23 protein-coding genes are annotated in these 24,749 nt (G+C 61.2%); 10 read left to right on the top strand and 13 right to left on the bottom strand.

Annotated features, from left to right (window positions below; genetic code table 11):
- Nucleotides 1–4 precede the first annotated feature (4 nt).
- The gene (ppx, locus tag G9X68_RS01170; protein ID WP_168309832.1) at nt 5–1,525 is read left to right on the top strand and encodes an exopolyphosphatase; all 1,521 of its coding nucleotides are present in this window, start codon (nt 5–7) and stop codon (nt 1,523–1,525) included.
- Between the two features lie 288 nt (nt 1,526–1,813).
- Here the strand turns inward: ppx and G9X68_RS01165 are convergent, their stop codons facing one another.
- The 5 genes from G9X68_RS01165 to G9X68_RS32140 all read right to left on the bottom strand — a co-directional run bounded on the left by G9X68_RS01165 (nt 1,814) and on the right by G9X68_RS32140 (nt 7,431).
- Nucleotides 1,814–3,172, bottom strand: coding sequence for an esterase-like activity of phytase family protein (locus G9X68_RS01165; RefSeq protein ID WP_171600940.1), 1,359 nt, complete (start codon nt 3,170–3,172; stop codon nt 1,814–1,816).
- A gap of 154 nt (nt 3,173–3,326) precedes the next feature.
- Nucleotides 3,327–4,388, bottom strand: a complete 1,062-nt coding sequence (locus G9X68_RS01160; RefSeq protein WP_171600939.1) for an adenylate/guanylate cyclase domain-containing protein — start codon at nt 4,386–4,388, stop codon at nt 3,327–3,329.
- Nucleotides 4,389–4,564: 176 nt separating this feature from the next.
- Nucleotides 4,565–5,710: a ribonuclease D gene (gene rnd, locus G9X68_RS01155; RefSeq protein WP_017959852.1), complete on the bottom strand. Its 1,146-nt coding sequence runs from the start codon at nt 5,708–5,710 to the stop codon at nt 4,565–4,567.
- A gap of 162 nt (nt 5,711–5,872) precedes the next feature.
- On the bottom strand, nt 5,873–7,264 hold the full coding sequence (locus G9X68_RS01150) for a multicopper oxidase family protein (protein WP_171600938.1): 1,392 nt from the start codon (nt 7,262–7,264) through the stop codon (nt 5,873–5,875).
- Nucleotides 7,265–7,296: 32 nt separating this feature from the next.
- Nucleotides 7,297–7,431 (bottom strand): hypothetical protein, encoded by a 135-nt coding sequence (locus tag G9X68_RS32140; RefSeq protein WP_280526502.1) that lies wholly within the window; start codon nt 7,429–7,431, stop codon nt 7,297–7,299.
- A gap of 86 nt (nt 7,432–7,517) precedes the next feature.
- On the opposite strand from G9X68_RS32140, the gene aspS reads away from it, so the two are divergent.
- Nucleotides 7,518–9,308 (top strand): aspartate--tRNA ligase, encoded by a 1,791-nt coding sequence (aspS, locus tag G9X68_RS01145; RefSeq protein ID WP_171600937.1) that lies wholly within the window; start codon nt 7,518–7,520, stop codon nt 9,306–9,308.
- A 62-nt stretch (nt 9,309–9,370) separates the two neighbouring features.
- On the opposite strand, the gene G9X68_RS01140 is transcribed toward aspS, so the two are convergent.
- On the bottom strand, nt 9,371–10,537 hold the full coding sequence (locus tag G9X68_RS01140) for a serine hydrolase domain-containing protein (RefSeq protein ID WP_171600936.1): 1,167 nt from the start codon (nt 10,535–10,537) through the stop codon (nt 9,371–9,373).
- A gap of 66 nt (nt 10,538–10,603) precedes the next feature.
- Here G9X68_RS01140 and G9X68_RS01135 point away from each other — a divergent pair, with 66 nt between their 5' ends.
- On the top strand, nt 10,604–11,245 hold the full coding sequence (locus tag G9X68_RS01135) for a TetR/AcrR family transcriptional regulator (RefSeq protein WP_171600935.1): 642 nt from the start codon (nt 10,604–10,606) through the stop codon (nt 11,243–11,245).
- Between the two features lie 57 nt (nt 11,246–11,302).
- Here the strand turns inward: G9X68_RS01135 and G9X68_RS01130 are convergent, their stop codons facing one another.
- Entirely contained in the window at nt 11,303–12,490 is a 1,188-nt protein-coding gene (locus G9X68_RS01130) for a hypothetical protein (protein ID WP_171600934.1), read from the bottom strand.
- 235 nt (nt 12,491–12,725) lie between these two features.
- Here G9X68_RS01130 and parC point away from each other — a divergent pair, with 235 nt between their 5' ends.
- A complete protein-coding gene (parC, locus tag G9X68_RS01125; RefSeq protein WP_171600933.1) occupies nt 12,726–14,981 on the top strand; it encodes a DNA topoisomerase IV subunit A in 2,256 nt (751 codons plus the stop codon).
- A gap of 156 nt (nt 14,982–15,137) precedes the next feature.
- Nucleotides 15,138–15,596 carry an SRPBCC family protein gene (locus tag G9X68_RS01120; RefSeq protein ID WP_129418676.1) on the top strand — a complete coding sequence of 153 codons (459 nt, stop codon included), beginning with the start codon at nt 15,138–15,140 and terminating at the stop codon, nt 15,594–15,596.
- On the opposite strand, the gene G9X68_RS01115 is transcribed toward G9X68_RS01120, so the two are convergent.
- From G9X68_RS01115 to hemB, 6 genes are all read right to left on the bottom strand, one after another.
- Nucleotides 15,580–15,975, bottom strand: a complete 396-nt coding sequence (locus G9X68_RS01115; RefSeq protein ID WP_171600932.1) for a type II toxin-antitoxin system death-on-curing family toxin — start codon at nt 15,973–15,975, stop codon at nt 15,580–15,582. The genes G9X68_RS01120 and G9X68_RS01115 overlap by 17 nt on opposite strands.
- Complete coding sequence (locus G9X68_RS01110; RefSeq protein ID WP_129418678.1) at nt 15,975–16,196, bottom strand: AbrB/MazE/SpoVT family DNA-binding domain-containing protein; 222 nt, start codon at nt 16,194–16,196, stop codon at nt 15,975–15,977. Before G9X68_RS01110 ends, G9X68_RS01115 begins: the two co-directional genes overlap by 1 nt.
- 59 nt (nt 16,197–16,255) lie before the next feature.
- Nucleotides 16,256–17,143 carry a DMT family transporter gene (locus tag G9X68_RS01105; protein WP_171600931.1) on the bottom strand — a complete coding sequence of 296 codons (888 nt, stop codon included), beginning with the start codon at nt 17,141–17,143 and terminating at the stop codon, nt 16,256–16,258.
- Nucleotides 17,144–17,920: an arginyltransferase gene (locus G9X68_RS01100; protein WP_018241509.1), complete on the bottom strand. Its 777-nt coding sequence runs from the start codon at nt 17,918–17,920 to the stop codon at nt 17,144–17,146.
- 205 nt (nt 17,921–18,125) lie between these two features.
- Entirely contained in the window at nt 18,126–18,584 is a 459-nt protein-coding gene (locus tag G9X68_RS01095; RefSeq protein WP_171600930.1) for an RDD family protein, read from the bottom strand.
- 92 nt (nt 18,585–18,676) lie between these two features.
- The gene (gene hemB, locus G9X68_RS01090; protein WP_171600929.1) at nt 18,677–19,690 is read right to left on the bottom strand and encodes a porphobilinogen synthase; all 1,014 of its coding nucleotides are present in this window, start codon (nt 19,688–19,690) and stop codon (nt 18,677–18,679) included.
- 231 nt (nt 19,691–19,921) lie between these two features.
- Here hemB and G9X68_RS01085 point away from each other — a divergent pair, with 231 nt between their 5' ends.
- From G9X68_RS01085 to nrdR, 5 genes are all read left to right on the top strand, one after another.
- Nucleotides 19,922–20,359, top strand: a complete 438-nt coding sequence (locus G9X68_RS01085) for a DUF6163 family protein (protein WP_130694244.1) — start codon at nt 19,922–19,924, stop codon at nt 20,357–20,359.
- Nucleotides 20,360–20,487: 128 nt separating this feature from the next.
- A complete protein-coding gene (gene ldtR, locus G9X68_RS01080; protein ID WP_003547156.1) occupies nt 20,488–21,003 on the top strand; it encodes a transcriptional regulator LdtR in 516 nt (171 codons plus the stop codon).
- A gap of 443 nt (nt 21,004–21,446) precedes the next feature.
- The gene (locus G9X68_RS01075) at nt 21,447–22,748 is read left to right on the top strand and encodes a L,D-transpeptidase family protein (RefSeq protein ID WP_168309846.1); all 1,302 of its coding nucleotides are present in this window, start codon (nt 21,447–21,449) and stop codon (nt 22,746–22,748) included.
- Nucleotides 22,749–22,964: 216 nt separating this feature from the next.
- The gene (gene glyA / locus G9X68_RS01070) at nt 22,965–24,263 is read left to right on the top strand and encodes a serine hydroxymethyltransferase (protein WP_171600928.1); all 1,299 of its coding nucleotides are present in this window, start codon (nt 22,965–22,967) and stop codon (nt 24,261–24,263) included.
- A gap of 9 nt (nt 24,264–24,272) precedes the next feature.
- Nucleotides 24,273–24,749: a transcriptional regulator NrdR gene (nrdR, locus tag G9X68_RS01065; protein WP_003547190.1), complete on the top strand. Its 477-nt coding sequence runs from the start codon at nt 24,273–24,275 to the stop codon at nt 24,747–24,749.

Raw genomic sequence — 24,749 nt, 5'->3', positions numbered from 1 at the left:
CTAAATGGTTGAATCTGAAGCCCAGGGGCGCCTTCCGGGAATCGCCCCGGTCTCCGTCGTCGATATCGGATCGAATTCCATTCGTCTTGTCGTCTACGAAGGCATGTCCCGTTCGCCGACCGTCCTCTTCAACGAAAAGGTCCTCTGCGGTCTCGGCAAGGGCGTCGCCCTTACCGGCAAGATGGATGAAGACAGTGTCGGGCGGGCTCTGGCGGCGCTGCACCGTTTCAAGGCTCTGTCCGACCAGGCGCGCGCTGCCACCATGTATGTGCTGGCGACGGCGGCCGCGCGCGAGGCGAGCAACGGCCCTGATTTCATTCATCAGGCGGAAACCATCCTCAACCGCAAGGTCCGCGTGCTCTCGGGCGAGGAGGAGGCGAAATTCGCCTCGCTCGGCATCATCAGCGGTTTCTACAATCCTGACGGCATTGCCGGCGATCTCGGCGGCGGCTCGCTGGAGCTGATCGATATCAAGGGCAAGGAAGTCGGCAAGGGCATCACGCTGCCGCTTGGCGGCCTGCGCCTGTCGGAATATGCCGGCGGTTCGCTTTCCAAGGCACAGACCTTTGCCCGCAAGCAGCTGAAGACGGCAAAGCTGTTGTCGAAAGGCGAGGGGCGCACCTTCTACGCCGTCGGTGGCACCTGGCGAAACATCGCCAAGCTGCACATGGAAATCACCCAATATCCCCTGCACATGATGCAGGGTTATGAGGTGTCTCTCGAAGCCATGATGTTGTTCCTCGAACAGGTGGTGACCGCGCGCGATTCTAAGGAGCCGGCGCTGCAGGCCGTGTCCAAGCACCGCCGTTCGCTGCTGCCCTTCGGCGCCATCGCCATGAAGGAAGTCCTGAGCGCGATGAAGCCGTCGTTGATTTCCTTCTCGGCGCAGGGCGTGCGCGAGGGATATCTCTATTCGCTGCTGTCGGAGTCCGAGCGCCGCCTGGATCCGCTGCTTGCCGCCGCCGGCGAACTGGCGATCCTGCGTGCCCGTTCGCCGGAGCATGCTCGCGAACTGGCGGAATGGACCGGCCGCATGATGCCCCTTTTCGGCATTCAGGAAACCGACGAGGAAAGCCGCTACCGTCAGGCCGCCTGTCTGCTGGCCGATATCAGCTGGCGCGCCCATCCTGATTATCGCGGTCTGCAGGCGCTGAATGTCATCGCCCACTCTTCCTTCGTCGGCATCAGTCATCCCGGCCGCGCCTTCATCGCGCTTTCCAACTATTATCGTTTCGAAGGCCTGCATGACGACGGCGCCACCGGCCCGCTGGCGCAGATCGCCACGCCGCAGCTCATCGAGCGCGCCAAGCTGCTCGGCGGCATGCTGCGCGTCGTCTACCTCTTCTCGGCATCGATGCCCGGCATCGTCAAGAACCTGACCTTCCGCAAATCGTCGAACCCGGACCTCGACCTCGAATTCGTCGTGCCTCCCGAGTATCGCGACTTTGCCGGCGAACGCCTGGACGGCCGCCTGCAGCAACTGTCGAGGCTGACCAACAAGCGGCTGGCGTTTCGGTTCGAGTAGTCTCATTTGCGGTGTTGTGCCGTGCCAGCCCCCCTCTGCCCTGCCGGGCATCTCCCCCACAGGTGGGGAGATCACAAGTGACTTGAACTTCGTGCCCCTCTACCGTTTCTCCGTGCTGGACGCTCATTGTTTGGGGAAGCCAGTGCGCCCAGCCGATCTCCCCACCTGTGGGGGAGATGCCCGGCAGGGCAGAGGGGGTATCACACGGCATGCCGCCAATCGACCGCCATAAACCCAAAAGGGCGGCACCTTCGCGCCGCCCTCCGCATTTCATACCAGAACCTCGAATTACTTCGCGTTCAAAAACTCGCCAACCTCAAGCAGGCTGAACTCGTTATTGTCGGCCTTGTCGACCGCGCGGCCGGCCGAGAAGGGCAGGTTGTTGTCGTTGCCGATGATGATGTGGGTGGCGTCGACGCGGTCGACGTTTTCGATCGTCACGAACGGCATGTCGTAGACGCCGTCCTTGCTGCCGGCCTTCTTCTTGTTGTCGGGGTCCTGGATGTTCAGGAGGTCGATATAGCCGATCTTGCGGACGGCCTTGCCGACATTGGCATCGTTGAACTCGATCTTGTAGACGCGCTTCAGCACGGCCGGAGCTTCGAAGCAATCCGGCTTCGGCTGCTTCGGGTCGGCGCAGGCCTTGTCCGTCGTGCCGGCGCCGTTATCGCGCTCGATGACGAGAGCGGTCGTGTCGTCGAGCATGTTGAAGTCGCCGATCGACACGCCCTTGTCCTCGAACGGATAGAGCCAGCTGCGGCCGGTCCACTTCTTCGAAGCGACATCGAACTCGATGACGCGGACGGCGGTGTGGCCGTCGACCGTTTCCACCGTGCCGTCATCCTTGTAGATGGCGCCTTCGAGCAGGCCGTAGAGCTTGGCGCCGTCCTTCGACATGGCGAGGCCTTCGAAGCCGCCGGAGCGCTTCAGATTGAAGACCGGCATCTTGGCGGCCGGGTTGGCCGGGACCGAGACAAGCGGATTGTCGGGCGAAAGCACCGGCTTGCCGTCGAGCGTCGTCGGGATGACGTCGGTGAGGCGGCCTGATGTGTCGAACTTCAGGATGTAGGGACCGAATTCGTCGCCGAGCCAGAAGCCGTCGGCAACCGGCTGGATCGATTCGATGTCAAAGTCAGCGCCGGTGAGATAACGCGTGTCGGTGCCTTCGAGAACGATCGGGAACGGAGCGATCTTGTTCGGATCGGAGAGGAAGAGGTTCTTGACGACTTCAGCCTTGTTGCCGGCCCAGTCGAACTTCATCTGGTGCAGGAAGAGCATGGAGTCCGACGAGGTGGACTTCGAGCCGAAGCCGTTGTCGGAGAGCGTCCAGAAGGTGCCGTCGGCCATCGTCTTGACGCTGGAGAAGCCTTGGATCGGCTGGCCGTCGAAAGGAAGCTTCAGATCTGTGATGCGGGCGCCGTCCTTGCCGGGAACGGTGCCGAGCGCCTCGGTGCGCTTGCGGTCCGGCGTTGTAAACTTGCCGGAATGCTTGAGGAATTCGGGGGCATCGGCCGGCGCCGGAACCATGGTGTTGGCAGGTAGGATCGCCTGGCCGGCGAGCTTGGCCGGAAACTGCTGCTGGTCGGCCGAAGCGGCGCCCGCGACCAGGATGAAAAGCGATACGGAAGCAAAAAGGACGTTCTTCATAATATCCCCGTGGAACGGATTGCAAAGGCCTTCCGCTTAGCAGGGCTTCCGTGTCAGCGAATTGACGGTTGGGTGAAGCTTTGGTGACGTACTTACAGCGCCGCGCGTCTTTCTCAGACGCGCAAAGGACGCTGTAACATTTTGAATTTACGCATCAGCCGTGCAGAATGACCGCCGGCGTGTTCAGCACGGTGACCGCGCGCGAGGAAAGCGCCATGACGCCGAGCGCCTGGCCGCGGCCCTTCACGGCATGGGTGCCGAGATCCTCGCAGGATATGTCGTCGGGAAATTCCATGCGCCGGGCAAGCTCGGTGGAGATCAGAACCGATCGGTTCAGACTGCGGCAGAGCGCCTCCAGCCGGGCGGTGGTGTTCACTGTATCGCCGAAATAGCTGATCTTATGATGATCGACACCGATTTCGGCGGTGATGATCTCGCCGCCGTGAAGGGCGACGCGGAGCTTCGGCACCTGCCCATAATTTTTCCGCCAGCCCGCGGCATTGGCGTCGATATCGGCGAGGATATCGAAGATGCAGCGCACGCAGCGCGCATCCTTGACGCCGCGGGCAAGTGGCCATGTGATGATCGCCGCATCGCCGACATAGTCGTTGATCAAGCCCTTGTGGCGCCTGACGGGCTCGGCGAAGGTCGCAAACAGCGAGCTCAGCAGCTGTTGTGCCCTGAGGTCGCCGTGCTTTTCGGCAAAAGCCGTCGAATCGACGAGGTCGATGAACAGGAAGACGCGCTCTTCCTTGACCGGATTGCGGTAGCGGCTGATGAGCATGCTGAGGAAAACTTCACGACCAAGCAGTTCCCGCACGCGCAAGACGAAAATCAGCATCGTGCAGACCGCAAGCGCATAGAGGAAGACCTCGAACGGCATGATGACGAGGTCGAGGAGCGACGCCGGCTTCACCATGCCGAGCCACCAGAGCAGCAGGCCGGCGCAGGCAAAGCCGATGCTCATCAGGATTTCGTAGATCAGCAGCTCGGTGATGATGAAGGCGAAGGTCGGCAGCTTCTGGATGCGCCTGTAGAGTGCTCGAAACAGCACCTTACGCTCGAAGGCGAGGATCGGCATGCCGATGAAGAGCGCGAAGATCGCCCCGATGATCGGCGTCTGATTGGAGTAGAACATCAGATCATAGATGACGCCGCTGGCCGCAAGGACGATCGTGATCAGGATCCAATTCTGTGTCGGAGATATTTCCCGCATGCCGCCTCTGCGCCGTGATGTTTCTTGCCGCCATTGTTTCAGGCCGGAAAAAACCGTCAAGCGAATTCGAAATTACAGCGCCACGCGTCTTTTCAGACGCGCGGCGCTGTAGCACTTTGAATGACTGCATAATCTATCCTTAAATCGATGCCGATTTAAGGCGTAATGCAGTCGCCTCAGAGGCTGACGGTTTCGACCTTCCGGTCGACGAAGCGCAGGGCGATCGCGCCCTGGATCAGTTGCAGTGCCGGCTCGCCGAAAAGATCGCGCCGCCAGCCGTGCAGGGCAGCGACTTCGGCCTTCTCGCCCTCGGCGGCGATCCTGTCGAGATCTTCGCTGTTGGCGATCACCTTCGGTGCCACGCCGTGTTTTTCCGAAATCAGCTTCAGCAGAACCTTCAGCAATTCGACGGCAGCAGCGGCCCCTTCGGGCGCCTGCGCCTGGCGTGGCACATGCGGCATATCGGCCTTCGGTAGAGCAAGCGCCGTGTTGACGGCCTCGATGACAGCGGCGCCGGAAGTCGAACGCTCCCAACCCTTCGGAATGGTGCGCAGACGGCCGAGCGCCTCAGTATCCTTGGGCTGCTGCTGGGCGATCTCATAGATCGCATCATCCTTCAGCACCCGCGAACGCGGCACGTTGCGGGCCCGCGCCTCGCGTTCGCGCCAGGCGGCGACATATTTCAGGATCGCCAGCTCCTGCGGCTTGCGCAGGCGCATCTTCAGCCGCTGCCAGGCATCGTCGGGATGCATGTCGTAGGTTTCGCGCGACTCGAGAATATCCATTTCCTCGGAGAGCCAGGAGGTGCGGCCCTCGCGTTCGAGTTCCGCCTTCAGCGACAGGTAGACGTCGCGCAGGTGGGTGACGTCGGCCAGCGCATAATCCAGCTGTTTGTCCGAGAGCGGCCGGCGGCTCCAGTCGGTGAAGCGCGACGACTTGTCGATATGGACGTTCTTGATGCGGCTGACCAACTGGTCATAGGAGACGCTGTCGCCAAAGCCGCAGACCATGGCGGCGACCTGCGTGTCGAAGATCGGATGCGGAATGAGATTGCCGCGATTGAAGATGATTTCGATGTCCTGGCGGGCCGCATGAAAGACCTTCAGCACCTTCGTATCGGCCATCAGCTCGAAGAAGGGGGCGAGATCGATGCCCTTGGCCAGCGGATCGACGAGAACTTCCGTCGTCGGGCTTGCCATCTGGATCAGGCAGAGCTCCGGCCAGAAGGTCGTTTCGCGCAGGAATTCGGTGTCGATGGTGATAAAGTCGGACTTGGCCAGCTCTTTGCAGGCGGCCGCCAAATCGGCGGTGGTTTCGATCATATCATTTCATTCGCAAGGAAAAGGTCGGTTAAACCTTCCTTCTCCTTTCGGTTCGATATGTCAATACAACAGCATACGCTTCGAGCATTGCTGGCTAAGAATCACGTCCAAACTGAGGCAAGGCTTGTGCACGGCGGCAATCGCGATGAAAGTGCAGCGGCCTCAGCTCACCCTGAGATAGCTCGTCATCCCCGTCTTCTGGTGCTCGATGATATGGCAATGCAGCAGCCAGTCACCGGGATTATCGGCGACGAAGGCAAGCTGCACTTTCTCGTCCGGCTGAATGAGATAGGTATCGGAGGTGAGCGGCATCACCTCCCGCGTCGAGGAGGAGATCACCGTGAAGCTCATCCCGTGCAGATGGATCGGATGGGCATGCGGCGTGGTATTCTCCAGATTGAAGACATAGCTCTTGCCGAGCTTCAATTCCGCAAGCGGCGCCGTCGGATCGGGCGTGTCGCCCGGCCACGGCACCTTGTTGATGGCCCAGAAACTGTAGCCCAGCGTGCCGCAGATGCTTTCGACGGCGGCATTCTCGGCAGTGGCGCTCAGCACCAGCGGGATCTGCTCGGCAGCGGTTAGATCGGCCTTCGGGACGGGATTGTCGACAAGCGGCCCAAGATCGCCGATATCGCGCTTCAACGATGATCCGACCGCGCGCAGGCTGGCGATCACCTTCGGCGCCGTGCCGCGGATATCCTCGAGCGTCGCGACCGCGCCTTCGCCATCCGGCATGCGCACGGCAAGATCGAGCCGTTGACCCGGTCCGATCTGCAGGAGGTCGAGGGAAAAACGCTTCGGCACCGGATTGCCGTCGATTGCAATCACGGTGGCATCGGCGCCTTCCATCTTCAGCGAGAAGATCCGCGTCACGTCGGTGACCGCGATGCGCAGCCGCACCAGTCCGCCGGCCGGCGCGTCATATCGCGGTTCCTGGTGCCAGTTGGCGGTGCGCACCGTGCCGTAGGTGCCGGTCTTGGCAGCGTCGCGCGGCCGGAAGGGGGCGATGAATTGTCCGTTGCCGCCGAGCCGCCAGTCACGCAGGTTCAGCACCACCTCGGCATCGAATTCCGGATCGGCCGGATCTTCGACGACGATGACGCCGGTCATGCCGTGCCCCATCTGCGTCAGCGTGTTGCAATGTGGATGATACCAGAAGGTGCCGGCATCGGGCGGTGTGAAGGCATAGTCGAAGCTGTCGCCGGTATAGACGTAGGGCTGCGTCATGAAAGGCACGCCGTCCATGCGGTTGTCGATGCGAAGCCCGTGCCAGTGGATCGTCGTCGGCTCGTCGAGCCTGTTTTTCAGCCGCGCCGCATAGGCGCGCCCCTTCCTCATCCGCAGGACCGGCGGCATGCCGTCATGGCCCCAGCTCATGATATCTCTGGTCGGTCCCGCCTCGGTCAGCATGGCTTCGGTCTTCACCGCCGTTAGCAGCTGCGGCTCGGGAGCCGCCTCGGCAAACCCGAATTTTCCGGCAATGCCGATGCCGACGCCATAGGCACCCGCCACAGCGGATGCCTTGAGAAGGTTGCGGCGGCTAAGGAGAGGCATGCGGATGCTCCACGGTGAGAATGCCGATCCTTTTAAAGTTGACCGGCATCTTCATCAATACAGGAAGCGCGGCCAAACTGCCGCAGCATGCGGGTCGCAGCCTCGCCATAAACGCGTGTCAAACGCTCGGCCGCTTGCGCCAAGCCTTGACAAATCGGAGCGTCCATGCGCTTTTCCGCCCGATTTTCTTGTCGGCGCTTGAGGGTCTTGGAACCCTTGCTGCCGTCTTAAGCCACATCCAGGATTTGAGATCATGCATCGCTACCGCAGCCACACATGCGCCGCCCTCCGCAAGTCGGATGTCGGCTCGACCGTCCGTATCTCCGGCTGGGTTCACCGCGTTCGCGACCATGGCGGCGTTCTCTTCATCGACCTTCGCGACCATTACGGCATCACCCAGGTCGTTGCCGATCCCGACAGCCCGGCCTTCAAGATGGCGGAAACCGTGCGTGGAGAATGGGTCATCCGTATCGATGGCCTCGTCAAGGCCCGTACCGAAGACACGGTCAACAAGACCATGGCGACCGGCGAAATCGAGCTCTACGCACAGGAGATCGAAGTCCTCTCCGCCGCCAAGGAATTGCCGCTGCCGGTCTTCGGCGAGCCGGACTATCCCGAAGACGTCCGCCTGAAGTATCGTTTCCTCGATCTTCGCCGCGAAACGCTGCACCGGAACATCGTCAAGCGCACCCAGGTCATCTCGGCCATGCGCCGCGAAATGAGCAATGTCGGCTTCACCGAATATACGACGCCGATCCTGACGGCCTCCTCGCCGGAAGGCGCGCGCGACTTCCTCGTGCCTTCGCGCATCCATCCCGGCACTTTCTACGCGCTGCCGCAGGCGCCGCAGCAGTACAAGCAGCTGCTGATGGTTGCCGGCTTCGACCGCTACTTCCAGATCGCGCCCTGCTTCCGCGACGAAGACCCGCGTGCCGACCGCCTGCCGGGCGAATTCTACCAGCTCGACCTCGAAATGAGCTTCGTCACCCAGGAAGATGTCTGGGACACGATGGGTCCGCTGATGACCGGCATTTTCGAAGAGTTCGCCGAAGGCAAGCCGGTCACCAAGGAATGGCCGCGCATCCCCTATGACGAAGCGATTCGCAAATATGGCTCCGACAAGCCCGATCTGCGCAACCCGATCGTCATGCAGGCCGTGACCGAGCATTTTGCCGGCTCGGGCTTCAAGGTTTTCGCGGGCATGATCGCCTCCAACTCGAAGGTCGAGATCTGGGCTATTCCGGCCAAGACCGGCGGTTCCAGAGCGTTCTGCGATCGCATGAATGCCTGGGCGCAGTCGACCGGTCAGCCTGGCCTCGGCTACATCTTCTGGCGCAAGGAAGGTGACAAGCTCGAGGGTGCCGGCCCGCTTGCAAAGAACATCGGCGAGGAGCGCACCGACGCGATCCGTACCCAACTCGGCCTCGATGACGGTGACGCCTGCTTCTTCGTTGCCGGCGATCCGGCGAAGTTCTACAAGTTTGCCGGTGAAGCCCGCACCAAGGCCGGCGAAGAGCTGAACCTTGTCGATCGCGACCGTTTCGAACTCTGCTGGATCGTCGACTTCCCGTTCTTCGAATGGAGCGAGGAAGAAAAGAAGGTCGATTTCGCGCACAACCCGTTCTCGATGCCGCAGGGCGGCCTCGATGCGCTGCAGAACCAGGATCCGCTGACGATCAAGGCATTCCAGTACGACGCCGTCTGCAACGGTTTCGAAATCGCCTCGGGCTCGATCCGTAACCAGTCGCCGGAAACCATGGTCGCCGCCTTCGAAAAGGTCGGCCTCAGCCAGCAGGACGTCGAAGACCGTTTCGGCGGCCTCTACCGCGCCTTCCAGTACGGCGCGCCCCCGCATGGTGGTGCTGCCTTCGGCATCGACCGTATCGTCATGCTGCTCGTCGGCGCGAAGAACCTGCGCGAAATCTCGCTGTTCCCGATGAACCAGCAGGCCCAGGACCTGCTGATGGGCGCGCCGAGCCCGGCAACCCCGACGCAGCTGCGCGAGCTCTCGATCCGACCGATCCCGCCGGTCAAGAAAGACTGAGATCATCTGATCCCAAATGAAAAGCCCGGCAAATCGCCGGGCTTTTCATTTTGTTCGCTCGCTCACAATGACGCGTAGATCGCCTCGCGAAGATCGACTGTGAACTTGCCCCACATGCCTTCCAGCGTCGTGTTGGTCAGCGCAACGACGGTCAGCCCGTTGACCGGGTCGATGAACCAGCTATGGCCGTAGACGCCGCCCCATTTCAACGTGCCCTTGGGGAAGGGGACGCCTGCCTCGGCCGGATTGGTGATAACAGACCAGCCGAAGCCAAAGCCGGAGCCGGGTTCGTGCTGCTGGCGGTGGCCGTCAGCCTGGTCCGTCATCATCATCCCTACGGTTTCGGTCGAGAGCAGCGGTGCGCCACCCCTACGGATGGTTTCGAGTATGGCGAGCACGTCACCCGCCGTTCCCGCCATGCCGGCGCCGCCCGAATGATAGGAGGCGGGGTCGAAGATGCGGTTCGGCGCGAAGCGGATGGGACCCATCAGCGACATCACCAGCGCAGTCTCGCCCATCAGCGCCGGTTCCGGTGAAGCATCCATATAGGCCGCGGCAAGCCGGCTGCGATCGCGAACCGAAAACGCCGTATCGGCAAGGCCAAGCGGTTTCGTCACCAGTTCAGCGACGGCCTCGCCCAGCGGCACGCCGGTTTCCGCCTCGATGACGCCGCCCAGAACATCCATGGCGACGGAATATTGCCAGTCGCTGCCCGGCGCGAAGCGCAGCGGTGCGCTGGCGATCCGCCGCAGGTTCTCGGCCAGCGGCAGTCCCGGTTCGTCGAGGCCGTCGGAAACGCCGGCGCGGGTATAAGAGCCGTCCTCTTCGAAGAAGCTGTAGCTGAGGCCGGAGGTATGGGTCAGCAGCTGGCGAATGCGAATGGTTGCTTCGCTGCCATCAGGCAGCCTCGGTCGGAAGTCCGGCAGCCACCTCGTCACCGGGTCGTCGAGCCCGATTCTTCCCTGCTCGACGAGCCGCATCGCGGCGATGGTGACGATCGGCTTGGTGATGGAGGCAAGTCTGAAAATGGTGTCCTCGCGCATCGGCAGACCGCTTTCGCGGTCGGCAAGGCCGGCGGTGCGGCGATGGACGATCTCTCCGTCGCGGGCGATAAGCACCACCGTTCCCACAAGCCGTTTGTCGTCGAGAGCACTTGTGATGGCCGCATCGACTGCAGCTGCAAGCGATGAATTCCTGTCGGCGTCTGCCATTTCGAGGGGAAGACTCATCAGATTAAACCTTCTATAATCACAATGACCGTTCCTGAATACAGAAAGCCGCTTCTAATTTCTAGAGTGATCATTGTGAAAAATAGCCGAGACGTGGAAAATCCTACCGTACGCCGCCGCGGCCGACCGCCGGCTTTCGACCGCGAGACCGTGCTGTCGGCGGCGCGCGAGACCTTCTGGGCGCATGGATATGAGGGCGCCTCGATCGCCGATCTCACCGCCGCCATGGGCATCACGCCGCAAAGCCTCTATGCCGCCTTCAACTCGAAGGCCGATCTCTATCGCGCCGCGCTGGAACAATACCGAACGCTGGGCTCCGACACGTTTTCCGCGCTCGGTGAGCCGATCGACACCGTCTCCGCCTTCGAGCGCATATTACGGGGTTCGGCGGCGATTTTCTCGGCTCCAGAGCATCCGAAAGGCTGCATGATCTCGACGGCCGTGCTGAACTGCGCCAGCGAGAACGATGTGATCGCCGACCATGTTGCGGCGCTGCGTCGTCGGTCTCTGGATGCCTTCTCGGCAAGGATCGAGCGCGGCATCCGCGAGGGCGACATGAAGGCCGGGACGAATGCTCGCGCGCTGGCGCGGTTTCTTGGCGCCATCATCCAGGGCATGTCGGTGCAGGCGAGGGACGGTGCATCGCTAGAGGAATTGCTTGATCTTGCAGCCCTCGCCATCGCCGAGGTTGGCCGCCACCGCGCCTGAAAACGAAAAGGCCCGGCAGCTTGGGCGGCCGGGCCTTTCATCTGAAGGTCGAAGCAATCAGTCGTTGGCGGTAACCTTGACGCCAAGCACTTGCGGCAGGGTGTTCGGAGCGCCCATGGCGGCGCCCACGATTGTCGGGAACGGTACCGGCTTTTCAGGAGCGGCCTTGACGGTCAGGCTCTTCGGATCGTCGAGGAAGGTGTTGACGGCAGCCGAAACGGCGTTCTGCAGTTCCGGGATATTGAGCTGCGCCAGCATGATCGGCGTCATCGCCTTCAGCGAATCCGCCATCTGCTTGCCGGAAATGTTCTGCTGTGCACCGGCATAATCGAGCGCGCGCTTGGTGATCGAGGCATCTTCGAAACGCACCTGCGCGGCCTCGAAGGAAAGCTGCTGCATCAGGCCGAGCATGGCAAGACCGAGCGCCTGCTGCGATTCTTCCTTGTTCGGGTTGGCTTCGGATTGCTTCATCGCATCCTGCAGCGACTTCACGAAGGCCATCGTGTAGCCCGAGATCTTGAAGCCAAGGTTCAGCTTGCCGATGTTGGTGAAGTCGAAGGCGAATTCTGAAATGTCGATCGTGCCGGGCGCGAGTTCCCAGGCGCCCTTCATGGTGATGTCGCCCTGGATGTGCTGCAGGGCCAGCTTCTCAATGGCGTCCTTGCTTTGCGGATCCTCGGCTTTGCTGAGATCGGCCTTCATGCTTTTGAAGGCGCCGTCGAAATCGAAGCCGGATTCGTCTTCGCGCAGCGTCAGGTTGACGTTGCTTTCGAGCACCGAGAACAATTCCGCCCCATCCTTGACCACCTTCAGTGGGCCGGTATGAGCAGTCTCGTAGAGCATCATGGTATCGAGGGTATCGCCGCCCGGCGTTGCCGGGATCGAGATGCCGCCGAGCGTCAGCTCCTGCGCGGTGACCGTGACGCCGTCTTTCGTGGTGTTGATATCGGGGAAGGCGGCCTCTTCGATGTAATAGCCGCCATCCTCGTCTTCTTCGACGCCGGAAAGGGTGACTTCGCCGACAGCCAGGCTTTCGCCGCCTGCCGATTTGACGCTGACATTCTTCAGCGTCGCGGTCGTGCCGTCGATATCGACGCTGTCAGCCGAAATCGTTCCGCCCTGTGCGGCATAGGCGGCATTCAGCTTCTTCAGCAGATCGGCGCCGTCGAGAGCGAAAGCCGAGCCGGCAAGCGAGAAAAAGGCTGCGCCCGATAGCATCAGCCGCGTTGTCCGGTAAAAGTTCATGGGGTGATTCCTCTGGTGGCGTGGTGGCGGTTGGAAATCTGCAGTGACGCTACTACGGATTGGGCCTGCTTTATATTTGCCGACCTCTAAATTTTTGTTGAGAGGAACGGCAAACGAAGTCCAAATTGGGGCGGAGCGTTTGTCTCATCCTTTGATGTCGGTCCCAAGACTTCATCCACAGCTGCAATGGCCCCGATTCCTTGCCCGCCGGCCTCTTCTGAGCTAGTCAGAACCTATGGGACAAGAGATTTTGCCGCCTTCAGGCGGAGACGACGATCACATCCAGCCGGTCGACCTCAAGGCGGCGCTCGAGCAGCGTTACCTTGCCTATGCGCTTTCGACCATCATGCACCGCGCTTTGCCTGATGTGCGCGACGGGCTGAAGCCTGTCCATCGCCGCATCGTCTATGCGATGAACGAGATGGGGCTGAGGCCGAATACAGCCTTCAGAAAATGCGCCAAGATCGTCGGCGAGGTGATGGGTAACTACCATCCGCACGGCGACCAGTCGATCTACGACGCGCTTGCCCGTCTCGCCCAGGATTTCTCGCAGCGCTACACGCTGGTCAACGGCCAGGGCAATTTCGGCAATATCGACGGCGATAGCCCCGCCGCCATGCGTTACACCGAATCGAAGATGACGGCGGTCTCGGAACTGCTGCTCGAAGGCATCGATCAGGATGCCGTCGATTTCCGTGATACTTACGACGAATCGAATACCGAGCCGGTCGTCCTTCCCGGCGCCTTCCCGAACCTGCTCGCCAACGGCTCTTCCGGCATCGCCGTCGGCATGGCGACCTCGATCCCGTCGCACAATGCCCACGAGCTTTGCGATGCCGCCCTGCATCTGATCAAGCATCCCGATGCGACCGTCGAAAAGCTGGTCGAATTCATCCCCGGCCCGGATTTCCCCACCGGCGGCATCATCATCGACAACCGCGACAGCATCATCGAGAGCTACCGCACCGGCCGCGGCGGTTTCCGCGTGCGGGCGAAATGGCAGACGGAAGATCTTGGCCGCGGCGGTTACCAGATCGTCATCACCGAAATTCCCTTCCAGGTGCAGAAATCGCGGCTGATCGAGAAGATCGCCGAGCTGCTGATCGCCCGCAAGCTGCCGCTGCTGGAAGATATTCGCGACGAATCGGCCGAAGACATCCGTGTCGTGCTGGTGCCGAAGACCCGCAGCGTCGATCCGACGATCCTGATGGAGTCGATGTTCAAGCTGACGGAACTCGAAAGCCGCTTCCCGCTCAACATGAACGTGCTCTCCATGGGCCGCATCCCGCGGGTCATGGCGCTGAACGAGGTGTTGAAGGAGTGGCTGGACCACCGCCGCGAAGTTCTGCAGCGCCGTTCGCGCTTCCGTCTGGCCGCGATCGACAGACGCCTTGAAATCCTCGGCGGCCTGCTGGTCGCCTACCTCAACATCGATGAGGTGATCCGCATCATCCGCGAGGAGGACGAGCCGAAGCCGGTGATGATGGCGCGCTGGGATCTCACCGACAATCAGGTCGAGGCGATCCTCAATATGCGGTTGCGCGCCTTGCGCAAGCTGGAAGAGTTCGAGATCCGCAAGGAATTCGACGAACTCACCAAGGAGAAGGGCGAGATCGAGGCGTTGCTTTCCTCCGACGACAAGCAGTGGCAGACGGTCGCCTGGGAAATCGGCGAAGTGAAGAAGAAATTCGCCAAGGCGACCGAGGTCGGCCGGCGCCGCACCCAGTTCGCCGATGCGCCCGAGACCGACGAGGAAGCAATCCAGCAGGCGATGATCGAGAAGGAACCGATCACCGTCGTCATTTCCGAGAAGGGCTGGATCCGCGCGTTGAAGGGCCATATCGCCGACACGGCGACGCTGACCTTCAAGGAAGGCGACGGCTTGAAGATCGCCTTCCCGGCGCAGACCACGGACAAGATCCTGATCGTCACCACCGGCGGAAAAGCCTTCACGCTCGGCGGCGACAAGCTGCCGGGCGGCCGCGGTCACGGCGAGCCGCTGCGTATCATCGTCGACATGGATAACGACCAGGCGGTGCTGACCGCTTTCGTCCATGATCCCTCGCGCAAGCAGCTCATTGTCTCGACCGCCGGTAACGGCTTTGTCGTTCCCGAAGCCGAGCTGGTCGCCAATACGCGCAAGGGCAAGCAGATCATGAATGTCGGGCTGCCCGAGGAAACGCAGCTGCTCGTGCCCGTCAGCGGCGACCATGTCGCCGTCGTCGGCGAAAACCGCAAGCTTCTGGTCTTCCCGCTGGTGCAGGTGCCGGAAATGTCGCGCGGCAAGGGCGTGCGTCTGCAGCGTTATAAGGATGGCGGCATTTCCGATGTCCGCTGCTTCGCGATATCAGACGGCCTCGTCTGGGAAGACAGCGCCGGCCGCACCTTCACGAAGAACAAGGACGAGCTCGCCGAATGGCTGGCCGACCGCGCCACCGCCGGCCGGACCGTGCCGAAGGGCTTCCCGCGCAGCGGCAAATTCGCCGGCTGAGGCTTAAAAATTCCGCGGTCGGCTCTTGGCGGGCGCGGGAACTTCTCTATCTCATTCCTGTTACCAAAAATAAGAGAAGGCCGGCTCCGGAGGCGGACGGAATGGCCGCAGGCCGTGCACGGGAGGAGTGTGCGCGCCACTACCGGAGGAAAATCGATGCCCGCCAGCACCATAAAATTGCATGTCAGCCACACCTACAAAGTACCGCCTGCTGTTGTCTACGACGCTTGGCTCAACCCTGAAATCGCGCGCCGCTTTCTGTTTGCGACGGATGACGGTCATGTCATCCGCGCCGATATCGATCCGCGTGTCGGCGGCCGTTTCTTCGTCGTCGACCGCCGCCCGACCGGCGACGCCTTTCACCAAGGCGTCTTCCTGGAATTGAAGCGCCCGCAGCGCATGGTCTTCAGCTTCTCCGTCGAGGAGCATGACCACAATTGCGACCGCGTCGAGATCAACATCGAGCCTCTCGGCGGCGGCAGCCGTCTGACGCTGACCCATGAAATGTGCGCCGAATGGGCCGAACACGAGGAAAAGACCCGGCAAGGCTGGGCGCATGTGGTCGAAGGTCTTGGCAGGGAACTAGAGCAGGAGCAGTTCAAGGCGACGGGCTGAGGGGTATGCTGAAATCCCGCAGGAAGCGGGTCGCGCCTCCTTCGTCGATCTCGCCGGCGGCTACGGCAAGAACGAAAGCGTAGAGATTGGCATCGGTCGTTTCGATCTCGTAGCCGTTTTCCAGAAGGAACACACCGGCGGTTACGATCGCGATGCGCTTGTTGCCGTCAACGAATGCGTGGTTGCGGGCAAGGCCGAAAAGATAGGCGGCGGCGAGTTCGATGACGTCGTCGCAGCCGTAATTTGCCTTGTGCATCGGCCGGCCGAGAGCGGATTCCAGCGCGCCTTCGTCACGCAGTCCTGCGAGACCGCCGAAGCGCTCGATCTGCATTTTCTGCAGGCCCTCCACCAATGGTCTCGTCAGGAATTTGAAAGCCATTATTCGGCCAGCTTTTTCAAGGCGACCTTATACTTGTCCATGAAATATCGTGCCGCCTCGAGCTGACGAGACAAATCCTCATCGGCCGGCTTCAAAGTGATGCCGCCGTTTTCCAACTGCAATTCCAATGAATCGCCGGTCTTCAATCCAAGTCGGTCGAGGGTTTCCTTAGGGATGATAATACCCTCGGAATTGCCGATCTTGCGGATAGTGACGTTCATCGCTTCATCCTCTGTGTGATAACGGAGTTATAACATGAGGCCGAGCAGGCGACAACTTCCTATCCTGCCATTTGCCTGATGCTTTTCCTTCGCGCCATCCAGACGGAATGCACTGCGATCGCCGCCACCAGGATGCCGCCGCCGACGAGCGTCATGGTCGCCGGCGTTTCCGCAAAGATCAGCCAGACCCAGATCGGTGCAAGCACGGTTTCGAGCAGGTAGAACATGCCCACCTCCGGCGCGGAAAGGTAACGCGGCCCGGTTGCCAGGCACCAGAAGGCAAGCGGCATCATGACCGCGCCGTTGAAGAGGATCCAGGTCGGATGCTCGATCGAAAAACCGCCTGCCGGCATGACCGAGATCAGGCCGACCGCCGCCGGTAACACCGTCGAAAGCAGCGAGACGAAGCCCATCTCCCGGCGGGATGCGCGGCTGATGGTGATGGCGGCGGCAATGATGAAGGCGGTAAGCAGCGCCATGGTATCGCCGAAGAGATGGCCGCCCGAAAGCCCGTCCCGCACGATCAGGCCGACGCCGAAGATCATCGCCGCCATGGCGATCAGCGTTGCCAGCGCCGGCCGCTCCTTGAGGAAAATCCAGGAAAGAAGGGCGGCAAACATCGGATTGAAGGCGACGATGAAAACGACATTGGCCGTCGAGGTGTTGAAAACGGCGAGAAGGAAGATCACCGTCGTCAGGCCGTAAAGCAGACCGGTGACCAGGCCCGGCCAGCCCGGCACCAGCACTGGCCATCGCCCCTTGGCGATCCGGAGCGCCGTGGCGACCAGAAGCGTCACGCCAAGGGTCGCGATGCTTCTCGCGGCCAGGATCGGCCACAGCTCGCCGTCAGCGAGCCTCATCAGCGGGATATCCACCGAAAGCGCCAGCCCGCCGATCGCCGTCAGCAGCAGGCCCTTCCGATGGTTGGAAAGAGCGGTCGGAAACATTCAGTCGTGGGTGCTCTCGGGCATGGATGAGGGATCGAAGCGTTCCCAGCCGCGCGGGGTCAGATGCTCCTGCGGCTGGAAGCGCGTCTTGTAGTCCATTTTCCGCGACCCTTGAACCCAGTAGCCGAGGTAGACATGCGGCAGTCCCAGCGCTTTGGTGCGCCGGACATGGTCGAGAATCATGAAGGTGCCGAGCGAACGCCGCTCAAGCGCCGGATTGAAATAGGAATAGACCATCGACAGCCCGTCGCTCATCGTGTCGGTGAGGGCGGCGGCGAGCAGCTCGCCCTTTGGCCGCTGCTCCAGTCCCGAGCCTTCCTCGCGCCGGCGATATTCGATGATTCTCGTATTCACATGCGTGTCTTCCACCATGATTGCATAGTCGAGCACGGTCATGTCGGACATGCCGCCCTGCTGGTGGCGAAAATCGAGATAGCGTCGGAAGAGCGAATATTGCTCGCTGGAAGGCTGGGCTGCGAATTCGGTGGCGATGACGTCGGAATTGGCGCCAAGCACGCGCTTCATCGATTTCGTCGGCTCGAATTCCTGGGCGAGAATTCGCACGGAAACGCAGGCGCGACAGGATTCGCAGGCCGGGCGATAAGCGATGTTCTGCGAGCGGCGGAAACCGCCCTGCGTCAGGATGTCGTTCATCTCGGCGGCGCGCGGGCCGACCAGATGGGTGAACACCTTTCGCTCCATCTCATGCGGCAGGTACGGACACGCAGCCGGAGCCGTCAGATAAAACTGCGGGGATGGCGTCGTCTGCGTATTCATTTGTCGCGGAAATTTCCTTGTCGAGACCGTGCCGTTTCCTGACAGCATGACCTAAGAATAAAAAACGTCAACAGCGGGGCGCTTTTCGCCCTTCATATCAGTCTTCTAATTTTAGATATGGAGCGCTGGCGCCCGCCGGCAAAGAGAAGGCGGAGACTTTATTTCGTCTCCGCCCGGGATCGCAGTTAGGCTTTCAGCCAAGGTCTCAGGCTGTGCGCACCGTCGCCGTGCCCACCAGCAGGTCGTGAACCAGACGGCTGCGTTCGATAAACAGGCCGGCAAGCAGAATGAGCGGCGTCAGCACCGAGTTGAGGATCCAGAACAGTGCCAGATGCACGATCGCTGTCATGAAATCCATCGGCCGTCCATCGACGCGCACGATTGCAATCCCCATGGCGCGCATGCCGAGCGAGGCCTGGCTCGGCCCGCCGACAGTCAGGCCGAAGTAAATGCCGGCGACGATGACGAAGAGGGCAGGGTAGAGCAGGAAGCCGAGCCCGAGCGTGAGGATCGACAGGAAGAACAACACGACCGCGGCTGGAATCCAGAGCAGCGCCACGATGACGTAATCGAGGATGAACGCGAAGACCCGGCGGCTCAACACGCCGCTATAGGCGCGCCAGTCCTCCGGTGCGGCATAAAGCGGATTGGGGTTGTAGCTCATCTCAATCTCCTGCGAAAAAACGATGCCGCTGATATGGTATCGGCAGGGCAAAATGCAATAATCTGCCCCGAAATCGCCAATCCGCCCCCCAATTACCGTTTCGCGAGAATTTTCGCCACTTCGATCGCGAAATAGGTGAGGACACCGTCGCATCCCGCCCGCTTGAACGACAGCAGCGTTTCGAGCATCGCCCGTTCGCCGTCGATCCAACCATTCATCGCCGCCGCCTTGATCTGCGTATATTCGCCGGAAACTTGGTAGGCGAAGGTCGGCAGGCCAAAGGCCTCCTTCATCCGCCAGCAGATATCGAGATAGGGCAGGCCGGGCTTGACCATCAGCATGTCGGCGCCTTCCTCGACGTCGAGGGCCGCGTCGCGGATCGCTTCGGTGCCGTTGGCGGGGTCGATATAATAGGTCTTCTTGTCGCCTTTCAGCAGCCCGCCCGTCGAGATCGCCTCGCGATAGGGACCGTAGAAGGCGGAGGCGAATTTCGTCGCATAGCTCATGATGCCGACGCTCTGGTGGCCGGCTGCATCGAGCGCCATGCGGATCGCGCCGATGCGTCCGTCCATCATTTCCGACGGCGCGATGATGTCGGCGCCGGCATCTGCCTGCATCACGGCGGCGCGCGCCACCTGGTCGACCGTCTCGTCATTGACGATCTCGCCGTCTCTGAGGATGCCGTCATGGCCGTGGCTGGTGAAGGGATCGAGCGCGACATCGGTAATGATGCCGATATTAGGCACCGCCTTCTTGATCGCCACTGTTGCCTGATTGATCAGGTTGTTGGCTTCGAGGCTGTTCGAGCCGGTCTCGTCGCGCAGCTCCATCTCGATATTCGGAAAGGTGGCGAGTGCGGGAATGCCAAGGCCGGCCGCTTCCCGCGCGGCTTCGACGGCCTTGTCGATGCTCATCCGGTTGACGCCGGGCATGGCCGGGATCGGATCGATGATGCCGGAACCCGGCACGATGAAGATCGGCCAGATGAGGTCGTCGACCGTCAGTCGGTTTTCCTGCACCAGCCGGCGTGTCCAATCCGCCTTTCGGTTGCGCCGCATGCGGCGATGGCCGGTGATGTCGTCGACGAGATGAGTCCTGTCCTGCATGATATCTGTCCCTGGCCCATTCCATTTATCGGAGCGCTCATTATCATGGCGCCTGGAAAATCCAAACCGGACGATTGGCCGCGGCGGAAGAACCTTTGGCGCATGATGCCGATAATCGGAATCGATTTTTCGGGGGTATGCGCAAACTCAATGTTATAGAGCGTCCTTGGCGCGTCTTGTCCGACGCGCAGCGCTTTTGCGAAGATGCAACCCCAAACCGATGTTTGCGCTATGGAAACCGAATCCTCGACGATACCGAAACGCACACTGGCGGATATCCTCTTCATTCTCTTCCTGAGACTGGTTGCCGTATCTTGCTTCTGGTTTGGCCTGCAATATTGGGCGATGCTCGTCGGCTATTCGCTGGTCGGCGCCGGCCGCTTCGATCTTTTGAGCTTGCCGTGGAAGGTGGCGAGCACCAGCCTCGCCGTGCTCTTCCCCGTTGCCTCCCTCGGTCTCTGGCTGACCGTCTCCTGGGGACCGGTCATCTGGGTGCTGGCCGCCGGCGGGCAAATCCTCATGTATGGCCTGCTGCCGGATATTTTCGGCCCCAACCAGCTGATCATCCTGCTGCATGTCATCGTCGCCGTGGTCTACTTGATTTTCCGCCTGCTGCTCTGGCTGGAAAAGCGCCGGCATCGCCGCCAGGTAAGTGTTGATTTACCCTGAGACAACGTGGAGTTACCGGTAAGGCTCCGTTAAGCCTGCGGTTTAAGTCGAATTTTATATGTATTCGATAGGGTCTCACTCAAGGCGGGAAGAAAACACACCGCCAAACAAACAGTGAGGCAGTCAATATGAACACGAAAATCAAGCCGCAGGCGGTATCGACCTTCCGTGACCAGCAGGACCACGACATCCGTGATCTTTACATGGAATCCCTTCATCTCGTTGAACGTCTGCACCGTCGTCTTCTCGACGTCATCAAGGACGAATTCGACCGCCAGGGTCGCAGCGACGTCAACGCCATCCAGGCGCTGCTCCTTTTCAACATCGGCAACTCCGAGCTGACCGCCGGCGAGCTGCGCTCGCGTGGTTACTATCTCGGCTCCAACGTTTCCTACAACGTCAAGAAGCTGGTCGATCTCGGCTTCATCAACCACCAGCGCTCGCGCATCGACCGCCGCTCGGTCCGCATCAGCCTGACCGAAACCGGCCAGGACATCGCCGAAACAGTGGCCAAGCTCTACGAACGCCACATCGCCTCGATCGACAAGGTCGGCGGCATCGGCACCGACGAGTTCACCCAGATGAACAAACTGCTCCAGCGTCTGGACCGTTTCTGGAACGACCAGATTTTGTATCGTCTCTGAGACCCCTGACCTCCTTCCAGGGTTGACCAAAACCGGATGCGTCCCTGCGCGTCCGGTTTTGCCGTTTGCCCTCGCGTGGCATCTTTGCAACGCATGGCAGGCAAGCGCAAAGCCCGGTATTCAAGCCGTTTTTTAGCCGTTATTAACCGGCACGCTTTACCCGTCATATGGTTCGTTGCGTCCTGTTTCCGGCAGTCGGCAAGTCCGTCTTCCGGCCCGGCAACACGAATTGGCCATATTGGTGTGGCAGCGGAAGGCTTAACAACCGGCGCTTTCAATAGACCGATCAGGATGTTCAGGCTGCCGCATCGCAATCTTGTGATGGGGCAAGCGGAATTTTTCGGTGCGCCGGAACAACGAATGGACTGGGATCTGCGTTAAAGCGCAGTGATATCGCAAAAGGCCGCGGATTCTCCTTATAGCGGCATTCAGTGGTTGGGACTATGTCGAAGAAAAACGGAATTGAAGCTCTCTCGCGCCGCGCCTTCCTTGCGTCTGCGGCAACGGTCGGCGCCAGTGCGCTGGCCGCGCCGGCATTCGCGCAATCGGCGCTCGATACGCTGATCAATGCGCCGCGCCGCGGCAACTGGGACGACCAGTTCGACGCCAAGGCGGCGTCGCGCACGGCGACCGCCATGGTTTCCAACACGCCGATCCTCGGGCCCCAATCGGTCGCGAGCGCCCAGCAGGCAATTATGCAGTATCAGCAGATCGCCGCAGCCGGCGGCTGGCCTGAGGTCAACCCCGGTGACCAGCGTCTGCAACTCGGCGTCAGCTCTCCTGCCGTCCAGGCGCTGCGCCAGCGTCTTGCGATCACCGGCGATCTGCCGCGTGAGGCCGGCCTGTCCAACGCCTTCGATTCTTATGTCGACGGCGCCGTCAAGCGCTTCCAGGCGCGTCACGGCCTGCCGGCCGATGGCGTTCTCGGCGAATTCACGCTGAAGGCGATGAACATCCCCGCCGATGTCCGCCTGCAGCAGCTGAACACCAATGTCGTCCGTCTGCAGACCTTCCCGGAAGACCTGGGCCGCCGTCACGTGATGGTCAACATCCCGGCCGCCTATGTGGAGGCTGTCGAAGACGGCAGTGTCGCGACGCGCCACACCGCGGTTGTCGGCCGCTTGAGCCGGCCGACGCATCTCGTCAATTCGAAGATCTACGAGGTCATCCTCAACCCTTACTGGACTTCGCCGCGCTCGATCGTCGAGAAGGACATCATGCCGCTGATGCGCAAGGATCCGACCTATCTCGAAAAGAACGCCATCCGCCTGATCGACGGCAAGGGCAACGAAGTCGCCCCCGAGACTATCGACTGGAACGGCGAGGCGCCGAACCTTATGTTCCGCCAAGACCCCGGCAAGACCAACGCCATGGCGTCGACCAAGATCAACTTCTACAACAAGAACGGCGAGTATATGCACGACACGCCGCAGCAGGGCTTGTTCAACAAGCTGATGCGCTTCGAATCGTCCGGCTGCGTCCGCGTGCAGAACGTGCGCGACCTGACGAACTGGCTGCTGCGCGAAACCCCCGGCTGGAACCGCCAGCAGATGGAGCAAGTGATCGCAACCGGCGTCAACACGCCGATCAAGCTCGCCACGGAAGTTCCCGTCTATTTCGTCTATATCTCTGCCTGGGGCATGCCCGACGGCATCGTCCAGTTCCGCGACGACATCTATCAGATGGACGGCAATGCCGAGCTGGCGCTCGACACCACGGCTGGCATGGAACAGCCGGTCCAGTAAGCGGCGACCTCTGCATTGTTATTTGAGAACCGCGCTTTCGGGCGCGGTTTTTTTGTGCCGGGAAGGGCGCTCCTTGAGATAGTCGCCAGGCTTAGGCGTCGTACGACCGCAAAAGAGCGTGAGCGCGCGCTTTGCTCAGCAAATGTCGTTCTTCGTATTGCTCTCGCCACGGCGGAAGGCTAATACCTCAGCGCATTCCAGTTGAGGAGCCCGCCCATGACCAATGCTTCCACCGAATCCTTCTTCAATCGCTCGCTTGCGGACGTCGATCCGGACATTTTCGGCGCGATCGGAAAGGAACTCGGTCGCCAACGGCACGAGATCGAACTGATCGCTTCTGAGAACATCGTCTCCCGCGCCGTGCTGGAAGCCCAGGGCTCCATCATGACTAACAAATATGCCGAGGGTTATCCCGGCAAGCGTTATTACGGCGGCTGCCAGTTCGTCGATATCGCCGAGGAACTGGCGATAGAGCGCGCCAAGAAGCTTTTCGGCGTCAATTTCGCCAACGTCCAGCCGAATTCCGGTTCGCAGATGAACCAGGCCGTATTCCTGGCGCTGCTGCAGCCCGGCGATACTTTCATGGGGCTTGACCTGAATTCAGGCGGCCACCTCACGCATGGTTCGCCGGTCAACATGTCCGGCAAGTGGTTCAACGTCGTCTCCTACGGTGTGCGCGAAGGCGACAACCTGCTCGACATGGATGAAGTCGCCCGCAAGGCTGAGGAAACCAAGCCGAAGCTCATCATCGCCGGCGGCACTGCCTATTCCCGTATCTGGGACTGGAAGCGCTTCCGCGAGATCGCCGACAGCGTCGGCGCCTATCTGATGGTCGACATGGCCCACATTGCCGGCCTTGTCGCCGGTGGCGTTCATCCGTCGCCGTTCCCGCATTGCCATGTCGCGACGACGACGACCCACAAGTCGCTGCGCGGCCCGCGCGGCGGCGTCATCCTCACCAATGACGAGGATCTGGCGAAGAAGTTCAATTCGGCCGTCTTCCCGGGCCTGCAGGGCGGCCCGCTGATGCACATCATCGCCGCCAAGGCTGTGGCCTTCGGCGAGGCGCTGCAGCCGGAATTCAAGGATTATGCCGCCCAGGTGGTGAAGAACGCCCGGGCGCTTGCCGAAACGCTGATATCGGGTGGCCTCGACGTTGTCTCCGGCGGGACCGACAACCACCTGATGCTGGTCGACCTGCGCAAGAAGAATGCCACCGGCAAGCGCGCCGAGGCAGCCCTCGGACGCGCCTACGTCACCTGCAACAAGAACGGCATTCCCTTCGATCCGGAAAAGCCCTTCGTCACCTCGGGCGTGCGTCTCGGCGCGCCGGCCGGCACGACCCGCGGCTTCAAGGAAGCGGAATTCCGCGAGATCGGCAATCTGATCGTCGAGGTTCTCGACGGTCTCAAGGTCGCCAATTCCGATGAAGGCAACGCCGCCGTCGAAGCCGCTGTGCGCGGCAAGGTGGTCAGCCTCACCGACCGCTTCCCCATGTATGGCTACATGGGATAAGGAGTAGGGATGCGCTGCCCCTATTGCGGTTCGGAAGATACCCAGGTGAAGGATTCGCGTCCGGCGGAGGACAACACGTCCATCCGCCGGCGGCGTATCTGTCCGGATTGCGGCGGCCGCTTCACCACCTTCGAGCGTGTGCAGCTGCGCGAACTGATGGTCATCAAGAAGACCGGCCGCAAGGTGCCCTTCGACCGCGACAAGCTGGTGCGCTCCTTCGAAGTGGCGCTGCGCAAACGCCCGGTCGAGCGGGACCGTATCGAGCGCGCCGTCTCCGGCATCGTCCGCCGGCTTGAAAGCTCCGGCGAGACCGAGATCTCCTCCGAACAGATCGGCCTGCAGGTGCTGGAAGCCATGAAGAGCCTCGATGATGTCGGCTTCGTGCGCTATGCCTCGGTCTATCGGGATTTCTCGCTTGCCGAGGATTTCGAAAAGGTCATTTCCGAAATCAACGCCAAGATCGCCCGCGACCCGCTGGACAGGTGA

Source organism: Rhizobium changzhiense, from assembly GCF_013087625.1.
Lineage (GTDB): Bacteria > Pseudomonadota > Alphaproteobacteria > Rhizobiales > Rhizobiaceae > Rhizobium > Rhizobium sophorae.
Note: the sequence above shows the minus strand (reverse complement) of the source record. Positions and strands in the feature narration are given on the sequence as shown.

Bases quoted from the DNA above. Each gene is read 5' to 3' on its own strand.
- G9X68_RS01165 (WP_171600940.1), bottom strand. From the start codon at position 3,172: ATGAAGAACGTCCTTTTTGCTTCCGTATCGCTTTTCATCCTGGTCGCG.
- G9X68_RS01115 (WP_171600932.1), bottom strand. From the start codon at position 15,975: ATGGCTTTCAAATTCCTGACGAGACCATTGGTGGAGGGCCTGCAGAAA.
- rnd (WP_017959852.1), bottom strand. From the start codon at position 5,710: ATGATCGAAACCACCGCCGATTTGGCGGCCGCCTGCAAAGAGCTGGCC.
- G9X68_RS01140 (WP_171600936.1), bottom strand. From the start codon at position 10,537: ATGAGTCTTCCCCTCGAAATGGCAGACGCCGACAGGAATTCATCGCTT.
- glyA (WP_171600928.1), top strand. From the start codon at position 22,965: ATGACCAATGCTTCCACCGAATCCTTCTTCAATCGCTCGCTTGCGGAC.
- G9X68_RS01095 (WP_171600930.1), bottom strand. From the start codon at position 18,584: ATGAGCTACAACCCCAATCCGCTTTATGCCGCACCGGAGGACTGGCGC.
- nrdR (WP_003547190.1), top strand. From the start codon at position 24,273: ATGCGCTGCCCCTATTGCGGTTCGGAAGATACCCAGGTGAAGGATTCG.
- G9X68_RS01075 (WP_168309846.1), top strand. From the start codon at position 21,447: ATGTCGAAGAAAAACGGAATTGAAGCTCTCTCGCGCCGCGCCTTCCTT.
- G9X68_RS01110 (WP_129418678.1), bottom strand. From the start codon at position 16,196: ATGAACGTCACTATCCGCAAGATCGGCAATTCCGAGGGTATTATCATC.
- G9X68_RS01085 (WP_130694244.1), top strand. From the start codon at position 19,922: ATGGAAACCGAATCCTCGACGATACCGAAACGCACACTGGCGGATATC.
- parC (WP_171600933.1), top strand. From the start codon at position 12,726: ATGGGACAAGAGATTTTGCCGCCTTCAGGCGGAGACGACGATCACATC.
- hemB (WP_171600929.1), bottom strand. From the start codon at position 19,690: ATGCAGGACAGGACTCATCTCGTCGACGACATCACCGGCCATCGCCGC.
- G9X68_RS01100 (WP_018241509.1), bottom strand. From the start codon at position 17,920: ATGAATACGCAGACGACGCCATCCCCGCAGTTTTATCTGACGGCTCCG.
- G9X68_RS01150 (WP_171600938.1), bottom strand. From the start codon at position 7,264: ATGCCTCTCCTTAGCCGCCGCAACCTTCTCAAGGCATCCGCTGTGGCG.
- G9X68_RS01160 (WP_171600939.1), bottom strand. From the start codon at position 4,388: ATGCGGGAAATATCTCCGACACAGAATTGGATCCTGATCACGATCGTC.
- ldtR (WP_003547156.1), top strand. From the start codon at position 20,488: ATGAACACGAAAATCAAGCCGCAGGCGGTATCGACCTTCCGTGACCAG.
- G9X68_RS01105 (WP_171600931.1), bottom strand. From the start codon at position 17,143: ATGTTTCCGACCGCTCTTTCCAACCATCGGAAGGGCCTGCTGCTGACG.
- G9X68_RS01130 (WP_171600934.1), bottom strand. From the start codon at position 12,490: ATGAACTTTTACCGGACAACGCGGCTGATGCTATCGGGCGCAGCCTTT.
- G9X68_RS32140 (WP_280526502.1), bottom strand. From the start codon at position 7,431: ATGGACGCTCCGATTTGTCAAGGCTTGGCGCAAGCGGCCGAGCGTTTG.
- aspS (WP_171600937.1), top strand. From the start codon at position 7,518: ATGCATCGCTACCGCAGCCACACATGCGCCGCCCTCCGCAAGTCGGAT.
- G9X68_RS01120 (WP_129418676.1), top strand. From the start codon at position 15,138: ATGCCCGCCAGCACCATAAAATTGCATGTCAGCCACACCTACAAAGTA.
- ppx (WP_168309832.1), top strand. From the start codon at position 5: ATGGTTGAATCTGAAGCCCAGGGGCGCCTTCCGGGAATCGCCCCGGTC.